The organism is Nostoc sp. 106C (assembly GCF_002154725.1).
GTDB lineage: Bacteria > Cyanobacteriota > Cyanobacteriia > Cyanobacteriales > Nostocaceae > Aulosira.
This window is the reverse complement of record NZ_MTAW01000139.1, coordinates 1-17,134: the sequence shown is the minus strand read 5'-3', so window position 1 is coordinate 17,134 and position 17,134 is coordinate 1. Positions and strand designations below refer to the sequence as shown.

The 17,134-nt window shown below is 39.8% G+C and carries 10 protein-coding genes; 8 read left to right on the top strand and 2 right to left on the bottom strand.

What is annotated here, in order from left to right; genetic code table 11:
* Positions 1-65: 65 nt before the first annotated feature.
* Positions 66-1,460 carry a cytochrome P450 gene (locus BV375_RS21645; protein ID WP_086764093.1) on the top strand — a complete coding sequence of 465 codons (1,395 nt, stop codon included), beginning with the start codon at positions 66-68 and terminating at the stop codon, positions 1,458-1,460.
* Between the two features lie 117 nt (positions 1,461-1,577).
* Here BV375_RS21645 and BV375_RS21640 read toward each other — a convergent pair whose 3' ends face one another.
* Positions 1,578-7,199 carry an ATP-binding sensor histidine kinase gene (locus BV375_RS21640; RefSeq protein WP_086764092.1) on the bottom strand — a complete coding sequence of 1,874 codons (5,622 nt, stop codon included), beginning with the start codon at positions 7,197-7,199 and terminating at the stop codon, positions 1,578-1,580.
* Between the two features lie 426 nt (positions 7,200-7,625).
* Here BV375_RS21640 and BV375_RS21635 point away from each other — a divergent pair, with 426 nt between their 5' ends.
* The 5 genes from BV375_RS21635 to BV375_RS21615 all read left to right on the top strand — a co-directional run bounded on the left by BV375_RS21635 (position 7,626) and on the right by BV375_RS21615 (position 14,339).
* A complete protein-coding gene (locus BV375_RS21635; protein WP_086764091.1) occupies positions 7,626-8,024 on the top strand; it encodes a hypothetical protein in 399 nt (132 codons plus the stop codon).
* Between the two features lie 403 nt (positions 8,025-8,427).
* Positions 8,428-10,221 carry a WD40 repeat domain-containing protein gene (locus BV375_RS21630; RefSeq protein WP_086764089.1) on the top strand — a complete coding sequence of 598 codons (1,794 nt, stop codon included), beginning with the start codon at positions 8,428-8,430 and terminating at the stop codon, positions 10,219-10,221.
* A 672-nt stretch (positions 10,222-10,893) separates the two neighbouring features.
* Entirely contained in the window at positions 10,894-11,472 is a 579-nt protein-coding gene (locus tag BV375_RS21625; protein ID WP_086764087.1) for a PEP-CTERM sorting domain-containing protein, read from the top strand.
* A 326-nt stretch (positions 11,473-11,798) separates the two neighbouring features.
* Positions 11,799-12,116 (top strand): hypothetical protein, encoded by a 318-nt coding sequence (locus BV375_RS21620; RefSeq protein ID WP_086691328.1) that lies wholly within the window; start codon positions 11,799-11,801, stop codon positions 12,114-12,116.
* Between the two features lie 495 nt (positions 12,117-12,611).
* The gene (locus tag BV375_RS21615; RefSeq protein ID WP_086764085.1) at positions 12,612-14,339 is read left to right on the top strand and encodes a succinate dehydrogenase/fumarate reductase flavoprotein subunit; all 1,728 of its coding nucleotides are present in this window, start codon (positions 12,612-12,614) and stop codon (positions 14,337-14,339) included.
* 82 nt (positions 14,340-14,421) lie between these two features.
* On the opposite strand, the gene BV375_RS36135 is transcribed toward BV375_RS21615, so the two are convergent.
* Positions 14,422-14,793, bottom strand: a complete 372-nt coding sequence (locus BV375_RS36135; RefSeq protein ID WP_143842154.1) for a hypothetical protein — start codon at positions 14,791-14,793, stop codon at positions 14,422-14,424.
* Positions 14,794-14,951: 158 nt separating this feature from the next.
* Between BV375_RS36135 and BV375_RS21605 the strand changes: the two genes are divergently transcribed.
* The gene (locus BV375_RS21605; RefSeq protein WP_086764081.1) at positions 14,952-16,517 is read left to right on the top strand and encodes an NACHT domain protein; all 1,566 of its coding nucleotides are present in this window, start codon (positions 14,952-14,954) and stop codon (positions 16,515-16,517) included.
* Position 16,518: 1 nt separating this feature from the next.
* On the top strand, positions 16,519-17,091 hold the full coding sequence (locus BV375_RS21600; protein ID WP_086764079.1) for a WD40 repeat domain-containing protein: 573 nt from the start codon (positions 16,519-16,521) through the stop codon (positions 17,089-17,091).
* Positions 17,092-17,134 lie beyond the last annotated feature (43 nt).

The window sequence follows — 17,134 nt, the reverse complement described above, 5'->3', positions numbered from 1 at the left end:
CTTAGCACTAGTAATACTCAAAATAAAAGAAAAACATTGAGCAAAATTTTTGGAGAACAAATTAAATGCAACTACCTAATCGCCTCAAAACTCCCTCTTTTCTACAAAAGCTTCAATGGATTGCTGATCCTGTAAAGTATATAGAAAACGCTGTTCAAGAATATCCTGATATTTTCACTGGTGAAGTAATTGGTTTTGGGGACACCTTAGTATTTGTGAACCATCCCCAAGCAATAAAAGAAATTTTAACTAACGATAGAAGCACATTTGTAGCCTCCAGTGAAGTGAATAGAATTTTGCAACCCATAGTGGGAGACTATTCACTCATGATGTTGGATGGCGAGTCCCATAAACAACGACGACAATTGTTGATGCCCTCCTTTCATGGAGAACGGATGCGAGCTTACGGTCACCTAATTATCAATCTGACAGAAAATATATTTAGTCAGTTACCATTAAACAAGCCTTTTTCTGCGCTTTCTACAATGCAGGAGATTTCTTTACAAGTTATATTACAGGCTGTTTTTGGCTTTTATGAAGGAGAACGTTGCCAACAACTCAAGCATTTAATACCAACCTTAGTTATGGAGTTGTTTCGCTCTCCATTAATTTCTAGCTTTCTATTTTTTCCTTTTCTACAAAGAGATTTAGGTTCTTTGACACCTTGGGGGAAATTTCTGCGCTTAAGAGAGCAAGTTGATGAATTGCTTGATGCAGAAATTGCTGAACGCCGGAAGCATCTTGCTGCTGATCGTATTGATATTCTTTCTTTGCTGATGTTAGCAAGGGATGAAGCTGGTAAGCAGATGACAGATCGGGAGTTGCATGATGAATTGATTAATTTAATGATTTCTGGGCATGAAACTACGGCAACAGTAATGGCTTGGGGATTATATTGGCTTTTGAAAAAACCAGAAATTAGTGAAAAACTTCTCCAAGAACTGCATAGCTTGGGTGATTCTCCAGATCCCATGAAAATTTTTCAGTTGCCTTATCTGACCGCTGTCTGTAATGAAGCAATGCGGATTTATCCAGTGTCGGTTATGACCCTCCCTCGAGTAGTGCAAGAACCAGTTGAACTACTGGGGCATCAGTTAGAGCCTGATACAATAGTCGTAGGATGTATTTATCTAGCACATCGGCGTACGGATTTATATCCGCAGCCTGAGGAATTTAGACCAGAGCGTTTTCTGGAACGGCAATTTTCTCCCTATGAATTTCTGCCTTTTGGTGGTGGTGCCCGTGGTTGTATTGGTCAGGCTTTAGCTACATTTGAAATGAAGCTAGTATTGGCAACTATTCTCTCTAAGTATCAACTGGGATTGGCAGACCAACGCTCTGAGAGACCTCAACGTAGAGGTGTTGTGATTAGGCCGGGTAATGGAGTCAAGATAGTAATTACAGGGCAGCGTATGCATCAACAGTCTCCAACTGCTATGGTAACTACACCAACCCTATAGTTGAATGTCACTTAACTTAAGCAAAAATTGCTGTCTAGATCCCTGACTTCTTCAAGAAGTCAGGGATCTAAATCCTGCTTATTTCAATGATATTCAACCCCATAGTCTAGTACTTCCTCACTGTCTGATTGGAATTTCAATCACAAACTCAGTTCCCTTTCCTGGTGTAGACTCACAGAACAACTTTCCCTTATGTTTATCTACAACAATTTGATAGCTAATCGATAATCCTAGCCCTGTACCACTCCCAACTGGCTTGGTGGTAAAAAATGGGTCAAAGATTTTTTGTTGCACCTCAGCATTCATACCAAGACCATTATCGGCAATGCGAATCCTGATAGTATTTTTGTCTACTAACTCAGTTAAAATGCGAATTTTAGGAACTTGAATTTGATGGTTGTTCTCATTTTCCGTACTCCATTCTTTATTGTTATCATCTAACGCATCAATCGCATTACTCAAGATGTTCATAAACATCTGGTTTAACTGGCCAGCATAACAAGCCACCTCTGGCAGATCTCCATATTCTTTGATGACTTTTATCTCAGGACGCTCATTATTTAGTTTAAGTTTGTGTTGCAAGATCATTAAAGTATTGTCGATGCCCTCATGAATATCTACAGGCTTCATGTCAGCTTCATCTAAGCGTGAAAAGTTGCGTAATCCTAAAACAATATGCCGGATACGCGATGTTCCTAGCTTCATAGAATCCAATACTTTTGGCAAGTCTTGCACTAAAAAATCTAAGTCTATTTTTTCAGATTTTTCAGCAACTTGATTAGAGGGATTGGGATATTCTTGCTGATAAGTAGCAATCAAATCTAATAGATCTTGCACGTACTCTTGTGTATGAGTAATATTGCCATGAATAAAATTGATGGGGTTATTGATTTCATGGGCAATTCCCGCTATCATTTGCCCCAAACTAGACATTTTTTCACTTTGAATTAGTTTCGTTTGGGCGTTTTGCAAATCCACTATTGCCTGTTTTAAGCGCTGATTATTCTCATTAAGTTCATGAGTTCTGCGTTCAACTTTCTCTTCTAAAGTATGGCTATATTCCTCCAAGCCTTCTTTTGCTTGTGCTAAATCTTTATAGAGGATAGCATTCTCTAGAGAGATTGCTGCTTGGGTAGTAATTACTTGTAAAAGTTCTAGGCGATCGCGTGTAAACGCTCCTGTCGTAAGATTATTTTCAAGATACAATATACCAAGAAATTTTCCCTGATTGATAATCGGTATACATAACAGACTCTTGGGACGATCACGAAGAATGTAGCGATCATTTGCTAAAAATCCTTCCACTTTAGCATTATCAACAACAAATCTTTCCTTTGTGCGTTTGACATAATTAATCAAAGTAATCGGAAGGTCATAGCTACAAGAAAGGTTAATTGCAGGGAATTCTGTGTAAGTGGATGCTAATGCAGAATTAGAACTAATAGCAGTAACGGTTAAGTCCAAATCATCCCCTGGATTTAGCATTAAAGCACATTTAGAAGCTCCTGCATTTTCCCTCACTAATTTCATTAAAGTAGATAACAATTGCTCCAGTTCAATTTCTCCAGAGAGTGCTTGTGAGGCTCTAATTACAGCAGTCAAATCTAAAGAATCAGAAATACTTGTGCAAGAGCTAATTAAAGTCTGGTGACTGCTTTGGGTAGATAAAGTGGTGTGATGAGAAGAAGTACTTTTTTCGCTGGTATATAAACTTAATTGGTCTTCCTTGAGAATCGGAGCCAGTAATTGGGGATACCGTTTTTCCAAATCGTCAACTTTGGCTTTTGCTCCCCACCGCAAATAACAGTAATATGCATCAGTAAAGTAAGTTTGGGCTATCTTGTGTTTGCTCCATTCTAGATAAAAGCGAGTAGCCAGTTCGTTAGCAAGAGCTTCTTCATTAAGATACTCATTTTCTCTAGCAAGAGTGATGGCGCGCTCATAACAGTCCATTGCTTCGAGATATTTACCAAAAACCCGATTTATTTCTGCCTCTACTAAATAATATTTGTGTAAATAATTCATTGGAGCATTATTTGCCCAATGATGCATCTTTTCCTGATTAGCTTGTACTCTATCAATAATGTACTTTTGTTGAGTCTCGCCAGCATCAGAATACACCGCGAGTTGTGCGAGAGAGTCGTAAAAATGGAACAGAGGAAAAACGAGATTTCCTACACCAGCATATAAATACTTTTCTGCCAATGCGGCATTTTTAACTGCTTGTGTAAAGTCTTGAAACAAGTAACTTAGCTGAAGCTTGCAGAAATATAGATATAACAGCCCACTTCCATCCTTAGCCTCAAGATGAATCGGTAGTATTTTCTCTTCGTTGTATGCATTACCGATTAAACAATTAGGATTTTCCCCTGATTCGAGCAAGTTCAACACTGTCTGGTGATAAATAGTATTCCAGTAAAAAGCTCTTTCTTGCTTGATTTGACTAATGGCATTGCCATAGCTTGCTATTTGCAATTCCAGCCCCGTCAGTTCACTGCCAATAAAATAGGAATACGAAGAATAATTGTAAAGGGCAAAAGCTGCGTATTCTAAATCACCAGTTTCTAGTCCTGTAGAGTAAGCATCTAGTAAGTATTGTAATGTCTCCTTTGTATGCTTTTTAAAATGTTTGATAGCACCATAAAATACCATCATTATCTTAGCTTTTACTTCTTTGAAGTTATAACGATCTACCAAGCATAAAGCCAGTTTGCCGAATTTATAGCCAGATTCAATGTCTCCGACTACGCCACAAAGTATTAATCCGTAGGTAACATAAGCATAAGCAGACAAAGGGGCATTACCATATTGAAGCGATAATTCAATTTGTTTCAAGATAACCAGCGGAAATAGCTCTGGAGCAACTGCATAAGAAAAAGTACCTATAGTAGTTAGAATACGCATGGCTGCTAATTGTTGAGCTTCTACCATTTCTGGCAGATCAATTAAGTCTTCAATATACTTATCAGTTAAATGTACTGTTATTTCTAGCATTGCCAGTTGTACATCAGATTGACTGGGATTTTCAGGGAAGTAAACTCCCAACTGCTGAAGAACAACTAGAGCAATATTGACAGCTTCAAGAGTTCGATTTTGTGCTCCATAAGCTTGAATTTTGGCTTCATAGACTTTCACTTTTTCTACTAGCGTTTTAGCCTGTGCCAATACTACTTCTGCTAATTTCTCTACCTCCTCAAATTCACCAGCCAAGTAAGCGGCTTCTGTTGCTGTTTCATACAAAGCTATGGTTAGCTCATATTTGTGATCCCAACTATCATCAGCAAGTAATTCAATTCCAATCTTTAAATACTTGAGCGCAGATGAATAAGCTGTTGATGCCAAAGCTTTACGTCCAGCAGTCAGATTCATCTCAGCCAAATGATCGCGTTTAGACTGGTGAGTAATGTACTCTAATGCGCTATTGAACTGGTTAACAAGCTCAAAAATCTTTTCTTCTCGTTCTGCAATTGGGGTATTACTTAACAACAATAGTCCAATTTTTAAATGTATTGGCTTCTTTTGATCTAGGGGAATTAAAGAATAAGCGGCTTGCTGAACACGGTCATGGACAAATTTATATTTGGGAAATTGGAAATTTGATATTTGTGAATGTTGCTCTTCTTGATGCTGAGCAGCCATTACTGAAGCTGGCTCATGTTGAAATAACTTATAAGCATCATTTTGAGCTAAGACTAACCCCTCACGTAATGCTGGCAATAAGTCTAATGATGTATCTAGGGCTGATTTCTCATGTACGATCGCCAGAGTTTTTAAATCAAACTCATTACCAATACATGCTGCTAGCATTAAAATCTTTTGAGTATGTATCGGCAACTTTTCTATTTGGATTGCCATGAATTTGACAACATCATCCGTTAGAGATAATGCCTCTATTTCTACAAGGTCATACTGCCAAAAGCCCCCATTTAAGTTAAATGTAATTAAATTCTCATCATGTAAAGTATTGAGAAATTGATTGCTAAAAAACGGATTACCTTTGGTTTTGGCAAATACCATTTGGGTAAGAGGAGCAGCAGCTTCTTCTTGACAATGAAGAGTATCAGCGATCAAACTGTTTAAATCACCTTGAGTTAAGGGCGCGAGATTAATAGAATTAATTGTCACTCCCAATTTCTCAATCTCTTGTAGTTTCAAATAAAGTGGGTGTGCATTTGAAATTTCGTTATCTCGATAAGCACCAATCAGTAGCATCCCTCCGCCAGTTTCTACTTTATTTACAGACTCACCTACAACATGGGAAGATGTATTTTCACTCATTAATAGTTGAATGAATTTCAAAGAAGTCACATCAGTCCATTGCAAGTCATCTAAAAAAATTACTAAAGGATGCTCTTGTGTAGCAAATATTTGGATGAATCTCTGAAATAAGAGATTGAAACGATTTTGGGCGGTGCTACCAGAAAGTTCTGTCACTTCAGGTTGCTTACCAATTATTAGTTCTAGTTCGGGTATCACATCAATAATTACCTGAGCTTGTTCACCCAAGGCTGATAGTATCTTTGCTTTCCATTGTTGAATTTGAGCATCAGTTTCACTAAGTAATTGCCCAATTAAGTCTCGAAAAGCCTGCACCAATCCTGACAAAGGTATGTCACGTTGAAACTGATCAAATTTACCTTGGATGAAGTAACTACGCTGCCGCACAATCGGTTTGTGAACTTCGTTAACCACAGCAGTTTTGCCAATCCCAGATGAACCTGTGACTAACATCATTTCAGTTGTACCACCTGCCACTCTTTCAAAAGCAGCCAGTAGAGTTTCTACTTCCTGTTGGCGACCATAGAGTTTTTCAGGGATGAGGAAATGGTCAGAAAAGTCGCGTACTCCCAACTTGAAGGCGGCAATATTTCCCGTATCTTGCCATAGATAGCGACACTTTTCTAAGTCATGCTTAAGTCCGTGTGTACTCTGATAGCGGTCTTCCGCATTTTTTGCTATCAGCTTACTGATAATCTCAGACAGCATCAGGGGGATATTGGAGTTAATCCGGCTGGCTTTTGGCGCTTCTTTGGCTATGTGGCAATAAACTAACTCCATCGGGTCAGTGGTAGTGAAGGGTAACTGTCCAGTGAGGAGTTCAAAGAAAGTGACACCCAAGGAATAAAAGTCGGTACGGTAGTCGATACCTCTATTCATCCTTCCTGTTTGTTCGGGAGAAATGTAAGCTAAGGTGCCTTCTAAAACGTTGGGATTGGTAAGAAATTGAATTTCTCTTGGTAGGAGGGTAGCGAGGCTGAAGTCAATGACTCTCACCTCGCCTGTAGTTGGATTAATCAGGATGTTGGCAGGTTTGATATCTTTATGTATGATGCGATCGCGATGCAGTCCCTCTAAAATAGATGTAATTTCGATGGCCATAGAAAAAAACTCACCAACAGAAACAGGATTTTTTTCCGTTCTCTTGTTAGTCAATTGCCACTCTTGCAGGGAAATACCGCCAAAGTCTTCCATAACTAAGGCATAGCCGTTGCGATAGTTTTCTAAGCTTAAAGGTTTGACAATGCCAGGAATTTCGAGGTTTTTGGTGATGTTGTATTGATTGCGGAATTGGGCAATTTCAGTGAAGCTAGGATATTCATTCCGCATCAGTTTGATGATGACTGATTTTTGGTCTTGTTCTCTAATACCCCGATAAACAAGGGTTTTGCTACCTGAGTAAATTTTTTCTGTAATCCGATAGCCCGAAATATTATTTACTGAATTTATTAAAGCTGGCATTGTACTTTAGGTTCATAATCATGGCTCTATTTAGTATTCCCATTTGACAATTTCGACTATCATTTAAATGTTAAAATTGTGTATATAAATACACACATTTATTTAATTAAGTAAATACCACAGGCTTTATATAGCAATCAAAAAATAGTCATCCCAGAATTTTAATTTAGTAATTTACAAGACATTTTCTATAATTCTCTAATAGTTGTAGATGTTAGATTACAGAATGGCGACGCTTGATTGCCTATTACTTTTAAGATGCTGCTAGCAAATCCAATGTTGCAGTTTTTACTCAATATGTTTACTAGCTTGAAGAAATTATTCAGGACGCGATCGCCTATAGAGTAAATATACTTAACCCAAATGTAGGAAGTATTTTTAGAGGCGATTATGCAAATCTATAGATAAATCATCTAGGATAAATTTATGGCGAAAGAATCACACAACAGCCTAGAGTCATCCCACGATGTCAGAGTAGCTGCTACCTCAAAAATCTGGGGAACTACAGTGGGAATCCTAGCATTATGCATTCCGCTCTCAGCTGTTACAAGAAGTGGTGCTATTCTGCCCTTAGCTGCTATTGGTGGTGCAGCAGTTGGTACGGTAGTTGTATGGCGTTCTGATGATAAAAAATCAAAAAATAACTATCTGCAACAACAGCAAATAGAACTTTTAGAAACAAGAATAGCGAATTTAGAAACTATTATTAGCAGCAATGACTTTGATTTGCAGATGAAATTTAAACATTTAGAGGCAAGCGATGTCCAGGGACAAGCCGCTACGCATCTACACACTCAACAGACACTTCCTGAACATCAAGCTTAAAATGAGCTTATATCGTAATTTATACTCATCTGGTATCGTAATCCTTAGAGTCATCGAAATCAGATGAGTTTGACATAGATATTAACAGAATACCACTGCCGCTCCCCTTTTTGTCAGCTTTTAATCACACTATTCTTTGCTGCTGGAACTGTTTCCAGCGAAACAATATATTATTCTCCATATTAGTTAGAATGATTTGACATCAATTAACTCTCTATACCTTAGCCATATCAGTTAATGATATGTTTGGGCGCTATCTAGGTGTATCTTTACCGTGAATGCAGGCTTACGCTTGTGTTCTATTAGACTGCTAGGATTACTGAATTTTAATCAATAAAGATTATAAACTTGAGTAATTGTATTGGTATAGCTTACCTTAGGTATGCAATAGTGTGTCGCTCTAATGCAGATGGATTGGATTAGCTTACTAAAAGCTCAACAAGCTGACTTTCTACAAAGGGTCAAAAAACTGAAAACAAATGACTTATCTTTACTGAAAAGCCAAATTAAAGGTTGTCACAGTGAAATTATGACCTTTTGGGGTGAGTCGTTGGACAAACTCATGGAATTGTCTCGTCAACAAGCAGAAATTGTGGCAAAAAATCCACCCCCAACACCACCTGAATATCCTGAACCACCTGATTGGACGATATCCTTTCCCCAACACTTTCGACAGCAAGCGCAAGATTATATTTTGCGTGAGCAAATTGTCGATCGGGTCATGGCAGAACGCTTTGGTAAGTTCGTGAAAAAAGTGTCGCCAGACACTATAAAAAATATGGTTTTAGATGATGAGGGAAATTTACGTGGCGAGAGTAAATTTTCTTATGTACTCACAGCTAACCAAAAATTGAGTATTCAAGTTTACGCTACTGATGGCGAAAGTTTTAATGCGATTAAGAAAAATAAAATTAGGTGGTCAGTTACTCAAGAGGACTTGACAAAACACCAAATATTAATTTTTCTCACTTTATTTTATCCTAGTAAAAGTAAATTAGGATACGAAAAACAAGTAGTAATTACTGGATTTTTACCTAGCACTGAACTGGAATCTAGTGAACAGAAAATTTCTATTACTCCCAGTAACTTGTTGTATGCAGGTGGATTAAGTTGGTATTTAGAATCACTAGTAAACAAAAAAGATACAGCGCTAGTAGTTAATGAAAAAGCGATCGCAGAAACGGTTGTAACTGTGCCGGCAGAACATCCTCTTAAGAAGATAATTGGTGACTGGGAATACTGGCAAACTTTGAAAGGGCATACTAGAGGAATTAATTGCCTTGCCTATTCTTCGGGAACGCATACGGCAAATATTAATAGGTGTAGTCTGAGCAAAACGCCGCCAATATTAGCTAGTGGGAGTCTTGGCGAAACGAAGTTATGGGATTTAACCAGGGGTGAATTGATAGATACATTGTCAGAGTCTCCTTGGATTTTATCTGGGCTAGTTGATGAAGTCAATTCCTTAGCTTTTAGTTCCGATGGGCAGACTTTAGCTAGTGTGGGCGCAGACTCCACAATTAAAATTTGGCATGTAGGGGCATTAGATTTGATAGATATCTTGCACAAGCATAATGGGGTAGTTAGATGCGTTGCTTTTACCCCAGATGGCAGGATGTTAGCGACTGGTGGAGATGACCGGAAAATTCTGTTTTGGGATTTGATGAAGCGTCAGGTAGCGATCGCTCTTTCTTTAGATGATACAGCGGCGCATTCTCTGGTATTGAGCCAAGATGGTCAAACGCTAGTTACGGGTAGCTACCGCAAAATCAAAGTTTGGTGCACCTCTCATTTAGGAGGTGTGACGGATTTAAAGGATGTGCAACCCCTATATACCTTCACTGGCCATTCTCACATCGTTCGTTCCCTAGCTATCAGTGCCGATGCTAAACTGCTCATCAGTGGGAGTCGCGATCAGACAATTAAAATTTGGCAGTTGGAAACTGGGGAATTAATTCGTACCCTGAAGGGACATAGCGATGAAGTCTGCACAATCACCCTCAGTCCTGATGAACAAATTATCGCTAGCGGTAGTGCTGATAAAACTATCAAATTGTGGCATTTAGAAACTGGGGAATTACTAAGTACTTTTACCGGACATACAGACACGGTAACAGCAGTCACGTTTACTGCTTCTGGCGAAATGCTGGTAAGTGGAAGTTTGGATAAGACAATTAAAATTTGGCAGCGGAGTTAAAGTATCCAGAGATAGTCGGAAAACTAACTCGCAAGTGTTTACACTATTTTGCCAGACAGGGCGATGTCCGAGGACAAGCCAATTCGTGTCTACGCAGCTCGTTAAACTAGCCTCTTCCACATCTGGCATAGTACCAACGCCTTGTGGGTTATCAAACAGGGAAAATTTGCCTTTGCTGAACCCGTCCTGTTTGCATAACATGACTTGTATTAAAAATCACTCACTTTACTAAAACTTTATACATCTGTTTAGCTTGTCTAGTTGCATCCCAAGACGGGAAAATCTATCTTTTGACATATTTACATAATAACTATGTAGTTTACTTAATATATGTTTTGCGTAAAGGTACGGTATAAAGTTGTTTTTTTGACTAAATTTCTGTAAATTAGGTATGTTCTCCGGGTTTAGATAATTTATACCTAAATTATCTACGCACATAAAAATAAATTTAAAGGCTGGATTTGTCTTTAAACATAAATTTCAGTGCCAGGTGTGCAGCTACTAATACAGAAGTATTAGTGTAGCTTTTAGCATCTATCTTCCAGTAATTCACTTGTTCCAATAATTTGTATTGGGTATACACCACGCGTTGGCTTGCATACTGCACGCAATCACACGCAACTTTTGTATACCTAATTTCTGCAACATCTAAGTTTTTGAGGCATAAATTCCATGAGACTTTTTCCAATACTTGGCTTTACAGCCGTAATTATTAGTGCGTCTACTTCCGTTACGCAAGCAGCGGTCGTTAATGGAGGATTTGAGACAGGAGATTTTACAGGATGGACTCAGTCTGGTAATACTGGTGCTACTGGTGTTGTACTTAGTAGTGCTGAAGCCAATAGTGGTAATTTCTCTGCTTTTCTAGGTCCAGTAGGCTCACTTGGTTTCCTGTCACAGTTCATTTCTACAACAGTTGGTCAGGCATATCAACTTAGTTACTTTCTCAAAAGCGATGGGTATACACCTAACCAATTTCAAACTATTGTCAATGGTAATACATTCTTCAACCAAGAGAATATTAAAGCTCAGGATTACACTAAATACGTATACAACTTTGTAGCAACAGCAGCATCTACAGAGTTGAAGTTCGGTTTCCGAAACGATCCTGGTTATTTGCGTTTGGACGATGTTAGTGTCAGTGCTCAGTCAGTTCCTGAACCCCTAACCATAGGTGGTACAGTACTAGCTGGTGGTATTGGCTTGCTAATGAAGAAGATAAAAGCAGCTTCTCAACAGGCTAAAGCTTAACCATACTCATCAGATTTCGACGACCAGCACCTTATCACTTATCTGACAATGGGTGAGACAGAGATGTTGTAAATTAGTTAGTTAAACATCTTTAACCAAGAAGCCAAGACGCAAAAAGTTTCTTTGTGTCTTGGTTTTTTAGCGCAACAATCCATATTTATGTTACGGAATTAAAAATTACTCGGAGAAACAGAACATTGCGCCTTAATCAAAACAAGTTAATTGTAAACTAATATTACAAAGCTTGGAAAAATATTGAGAAATTGGCTGCTAGCCAAACCTGGCTCTAAGGTAGAACCTAGTAGGAGAGACTTGAGGCACATGTGATGAACATGAATAATATTCAAAACTATCGGTTTGTCTGTACGTTGACCTTTGGTGATATCTATGGTCAAATAATTGTTTGGTTAATTACAATTACCATTAGTTTGGCATCAGCCTTGGCACTGATGGGTGCTAGACGGCCAGTTTATGCTTTAGCCACTGTTGGCCTCGTAGTTCTGCTATCGCTGCCTTTCTTGTTATTTGCGTTTGTAACTACATTGTTAAATCATATTGAACTAACTGCTGTAGAGCCAGGAACTAAGACTGAGCCTATACCAGGTAACGTTTCTCAGCAAAAACCTGTACAAGCAACTAGCTGAACAGATTTTCAAATTGGAGATTTGCGTTTTGGGATTGAGTCGTCTGGCTGAAGCATCATCAGTATCTACCGACGAGTTACCTAATTAGGCAAAATCTCAATTCAGAATCCAAAATCGCAATCATCTCCCTGTCCTGTGGCAGGGAATTTTTTGTGACTAGTAATGGTAGAAGACGAAGGTAGCCCTAATGAAAAAATTTCATCGCCATGCCTGAAACAGGGACAGGGAGGACAAGCCAGACGAGGGAAGGCGGAGAATTAATAACCCTTGCTAATTGACTCAGTACTCAGCGCTCTTTCAAGGCTGGTAGGAAAAGTTTTATTAACTAATTTAAAATTCAACAGAACAAGCTAATTGTGCCAAATATCCTGGTGGCTGAATATTTGCACATAGGAAAGATGTGACAAATTTAAACAGGTACAACACTGCCAGAGGAATCGCATCTCTACAATAGAACAGCAGCTTTTTGCAGTCGGGGGCTAGTGAAAACTAATTATGCTTGAACATGATGTGATTATTGTCGGGGGTGGTTTGGCTGGATGCCGCGCGGCTGTGGAAATTGCCCGCATTAACCCCAGTTTAAATATTGCTGTGGTTGCCAAAACTCACCCTATTCGTTCCCACTCGGTGGCGGCTCAAGGTGGTATGGCAGCATCGCTGAAGAATGTTGATTCAGAAGATAGTTGGGAAGCACACGCATTTGATACTGTCAAGGGTTCTGACTACTTAGCCGACCAAGACGCTGTAGCAATTCTTGCTCAGGAAGCGCCAGATGTGGTGATTGACTTGGAACATATGGGCGTTTTGTTCTCGCGCTTGGCGGATGGTCGCATTGCCCAACGCGCTTTTGGCGGACATTCCCACAATCGTACTTGCTACGCTGCTGATAAGACTGGTCACGCAATTTTGCACGAATTGGTGAACAACTTACGGCGTTATGGTGTGCAAGTTTACGAAGAATGGTACGTGATGCGCCTGATTTTGGAAGAAGGGCAGGCAAAGGGTGTGGTGATGTACCATCTTTTGGATGGGCATATCGAGGTGCTACGGGCTAAGGCAGTAATGTTTGCCACTGGTGGTTATGGTCGCGTTTATAACACCACCTCAAATGATTACGCTTCTACTGGTGACGGTTTGGCAATGACTGCGATCGCAGGTTTGCCCCTAGAAGATATGGAATTTGTGCAATTCCATCCGACTGGCTTATATCCGGTAGGGGTGCTGATTTCAGAAGCAGTTCGGGGAGAAGGAGCGTATCTCATCAACTCCGAAGGCGATCGCTTTATGGCAAACTACGCACCTAGTCGCATGGAACTGGCTCCACGCGATATTACCTCAAGAGCGATCGCTTACGAAATTCGTGCTGGGCGTGGTATTCATCCTGATGGTAGTGCTGGTGGCCCCTTTGTTTATCTGGATCTGCGCCACATGGGCAGAGAAAAAATTATGAGTCGTGTTCCCTTTTGTTGGGAAGAAGCCCATCGCTTAGTGGGTGTTGATGCTGTGACTCAGCCCATGCCTGTACGTCCTACCATTCATTATTGTATGGGTGGTATCCCTGTTAACACTGATGGTCGAGTCCGCAGTAGTGGCGACGATTTTGTCGAGGGCTTCTTTGCGGCTGGGGAAACATCTTGTGTTTCCGTGCATGGTGCCAATCGCCTTGGTAGTAATTCCCTATTGGAATGTGTAGTTTATGGCAAGCGAACCGGGGCGGCGATCGCGCAATTTGTGCAAAATCGCAAATTACCGATGGTGGACGAACAACGTTATATTAACGAAGCCCAGCAACAAATCCAAGCTTTGCTAGAACAGCCAGGGAAATATCGGATTAACCAAGTTCGTGAAGCTTTCCAAGATTGCATGACTCAATACTGCGGCGTTTTCCGCACCGCAGATTTAATGCAAGAAGGATTACATAAACTTGAAGAATTACAACAGCAATATCCACAAATATATTTAGATGATAAAGGCAATTCTTGGAATACAGAAATTGTAGAAGCCTTAGAATTGCGGAGTTTAATGGTAGTGGGACAGACAATTCTCGCATCAGCGCTGAATCGTCAGGAAAGTCGCGGTGCACATTTCCGTGAAGATTATCCCCAAAGAGATGATGACAAATTCCTTCAGCATACAATGGCTTACTATTCACCAGCCGGCATTGATATCCAGTATCGCCCAGTAGCGATTACGATGTTTCAGCCCAAGGAGCGGAAATATTAGTCAAGGATGAAGTATATTTGTCAGCGATCGCACTATGTTCCGAGTAATTTTGGAGATGGGTGCGATCGCACCACGTTTTATTTTAGATAATGATCGAGCGATGCCTGCGGCGGGCTACGCCAACGCCTTTTTTACTTGAAGCTTCGGCTCTAGAACATGACAGTTGAGGCTTAAAGGCTGAAAGTTCGTGTTCCGAAGGTGAAGTTTCGTGTTCTGAAGGGGAAAGTTCGTGTTCTGAAGGCAAAGTTTCGTGTTCTGAAGGCAAATGTTCGTGTTCCGAAGGCGAACGTTCGTGTTCAGAGGGCGAAGTTTTGTGTTCCGAACGAGAATCTTCCTGTTCTAAACGAGAACGATGCAGTTCAGAAGTTGAAATTTGCTGTTTATCACTCGAAATGACACTATCACAACACCTCTGTTGTTCTTCTCTGCGTCTCTGCGCCTCTGCGTGAGACAAAAATATCTATGTAAAATCGAACCGCCAAGGGCGCTAAGGACACGAAGGAAGAGGGAAGAGGAAGCTTTAGCTGCAATATGGCTTTACAAAAGCTCAATTTTGTCATCTGTCGTTAGGATAGGTTACAGGTGTAAAAATTATCTCTAGTCTTAGTGAAAATGAGTATTGATATTGTAGTTAATGCACTTAAGAGTATTGCTAAACCTGCGGCTTCTCTAGTTATTAATCAAGCTCAACGCAATGAAACTGTAGTCAGAACCTTAAAACAATTCAATTTTGACCCAGCACAACCACCTAAAGATGTTGAGGGTGTTTATATCTACTCTTTAATTGAGTATGGTGTCGGTAAGCCGGAAGCAATGCTGAATCTTTTTCGAGAAACAGAGATAAAAAAAGCTTTTTGGAGTGCTTATACTTCCAATAATCCCTTAGGTTTTGTCAAGGAAGTAGAAAAGTTTTTACAGGGAAATGATTTAGAATTTGATATCCGATTGAAGAGAATTGAGTTGCGATCGGAGTTGGAGGAGTTTGGGGAAATATTTATTAAAGTTGCTAAAAGAAGTAAGTCAAAGGATTTTGAACCTTTCCCGGAATGGAATTTAGATGAGTACCCACGGGAATTTAAGTCATTAATTAAAGAAAAAATTCGCTCGTTTTGCGGTCGTCAGTTTGTGTTTGACGCATTTAAGCAATTTTGCGACAAAAATCGCAGTGGTTATTTTACTGTGGTGGGTGATGCAGGGATGGGGAAAAGTGCCATTGCTGCTAAATACGTCTGGGACAATAAATCACCATGCTATTTTAATATTCGCTCTGATGGTCGTAACCGACCGGAGCTATTTCTTGAAAGTATTCGCAAACAATTAATTAAGCGTTACCAGTTGCAGAATGCTGAGAAGGCTAATTTAGCTGATTTACTAGAACAGGTTAGTAAGAAAATTCCTGTGAGTGAACATTTGGTAATTGTAGTTGATGCTTTGGATGAGGTGGAGCAAGAAGCTGGGGAGAATCTTTTAGATTTACCAACGGCGCTACCGGAACGTGTCTATTTTCTGCTGACTAGACGACCATATACTATAGATAAAAAACGCTTGTCTGCACCAGATGTTCCGGTAGAAGAACTAGATTTAAGGGGAAGTCAGTATGTTAACTTGAGTCGTGAAGATATCAAAGAGTATATTCGGTTCTTCTTAAATGAGGATCAAGATTATAAGAATGCAATTAGACAATGGATTCAAAACCGCAATATTTCTGATAACGATTTTGTAGAGCAGGTAGCAACTAAGAGTGAAAATAACTTTATGTACCTGCGCTATGTTTTACCAGGAATTGCTAAAGGTGACTATAATGACCTGAGTTTAAAGCAATTACCCGCTGGTCTGCAAGATTATTATCAAGTCCATTGGCAGCGCATGGGGATGGATGAAAAACCCCAAGAAGTAAAGGTATTTATTCTGTTTATTTTAGTGGAGATTAGCACACCGATTCCCTGTGAGATGATAGCGGATATTGCCCAACAGGATGAATATGAGGTGCAATCAATTTTAGATGAGTGGGTTGAGTATTTGAAGCCGCAGATTTTGGCGGAAGAAAACTGCTATAGCATTTATCACGCTAGTTTTTTAGATTTCTTGAAAGCAAAACGGGTTTTGGATGCTAAACGCAAGCTATTTCAACAGGTTAATCAAGGCATTGCAGACTACCTTGTAAGGAAGATGGCGTGATATGGGAGAATTTGCTAACAAGTTAGCGGCACAAAGCCCCGCTTTTCAACGTGCTTACTTGGGTAGTTTAGCCTCAAGCTTAGTGAAGTCGGGAAACTTGGAGAAGTATTCGCAAACCCTGGCTGATTTTGATTTCATCAATGCCAAGCTTAATCATCCTGAGTTTGGAGTACAGCTGCTAATTGAAGATTATGATTTGATTCATATGTCAGAGGTTTTAAAAAACCCAGCGATTGACCAGGAGCAAATCAGGGCACTCAAATTAATACAAGGAACTTTACGGTTATCTGCTCACATTTTGACTCAAGATAAAACACAGCTAGCAGTGCAATTATGGGGTAGAATGCAGTGTTTTGAATTACCAGAGATTCAGAAGATTTTGGAGGTAGCAAAACAAAGTCAAACAAGTTGGTTGCATCCTTTAACAGCTAGTTTAACTCGTCCAGGAGGACGATTGCTACGCACTATTGATCATAGTGGTGAAGTAACAGCAGTCACCGTCACTCCCAATAGCGAGAAAGTGATATCTGCTTCTATAGAAAAGACTCTCAAAGTCGACAAGCTTAGAGGGTGACAAGGCAACTCTAAGCTATGCAGGACAAAAATTTGAGAAGATA

What these genes read in the sequence shown, in the direction of transcription:
- BV375_RS21645 (WP_086764093.1), top strand. Translation starts at nt 66, where the DNA reads ATGCAACTACCTAATCGCCTCAAAACTCCCTCTTTTCTACAAAAGCTT.
- BV375_RS21640 (WP_086764092.1), bottom strand. Translation starts at nt 7,199, where the DNA reads ATGCCAGCTTTAATAAATTCAGTAAATAATATTTCGGGCTATCGGATT.
- BV375_RS21635 (WP_086764091.1), top strand. Translation starts at nt 7,626, where the DNA reads ATGGCGAAAGAATCACACAACAGCCTAGAGTCATCCCACGATGTCAGA.
- BV375_RS21630 (WP_086764089.1), top strand. Translation starts at nt 8,428, where the DNA reads ATGCAGATGGATTGGATTAGCTTACTAAAAGCTCAACAAGCTGACTTT.
- BV375_RS21625 (WP_086764087.1), top strand. Translation starts at nt 10,894, where the DNA reads ATGAGACTTTTTCCAATACTTGGCTTTACAGCCGTAATTATTAGTGCG.
- BV375_RS21620 (WP_086691328.1), top strand. Translation starts at nt 11,799, where the DNA reads ATGAACATGAATAATATTCAAAACTATCGGTTTGTCTGTACGTTGACC.
- BV375_RS21615 (WP_086764085.1), top strand. Translation starts at nt 12,612, where the DNA reads ATGCTTGAACATGATGTGATTATTGTCGGGGGTGGTTTGGCTGGATGC.
- BV375_RS21605 (WP_086764081.1), top strand. Translation starts at nt 14,952, where the DNA reads ATGAGTATTGATATTGTAGTTAATGCACTTAAGAGTATTGCTAAACCT.
- BV375_RS21600 (WP_086764079.1), top strand. Translation starts at nt 16,519, where the DNA reads ATGGGAGAATTTGCTAACAAGTTAGCGGCACAAAGCCCCGCTTTTCAA.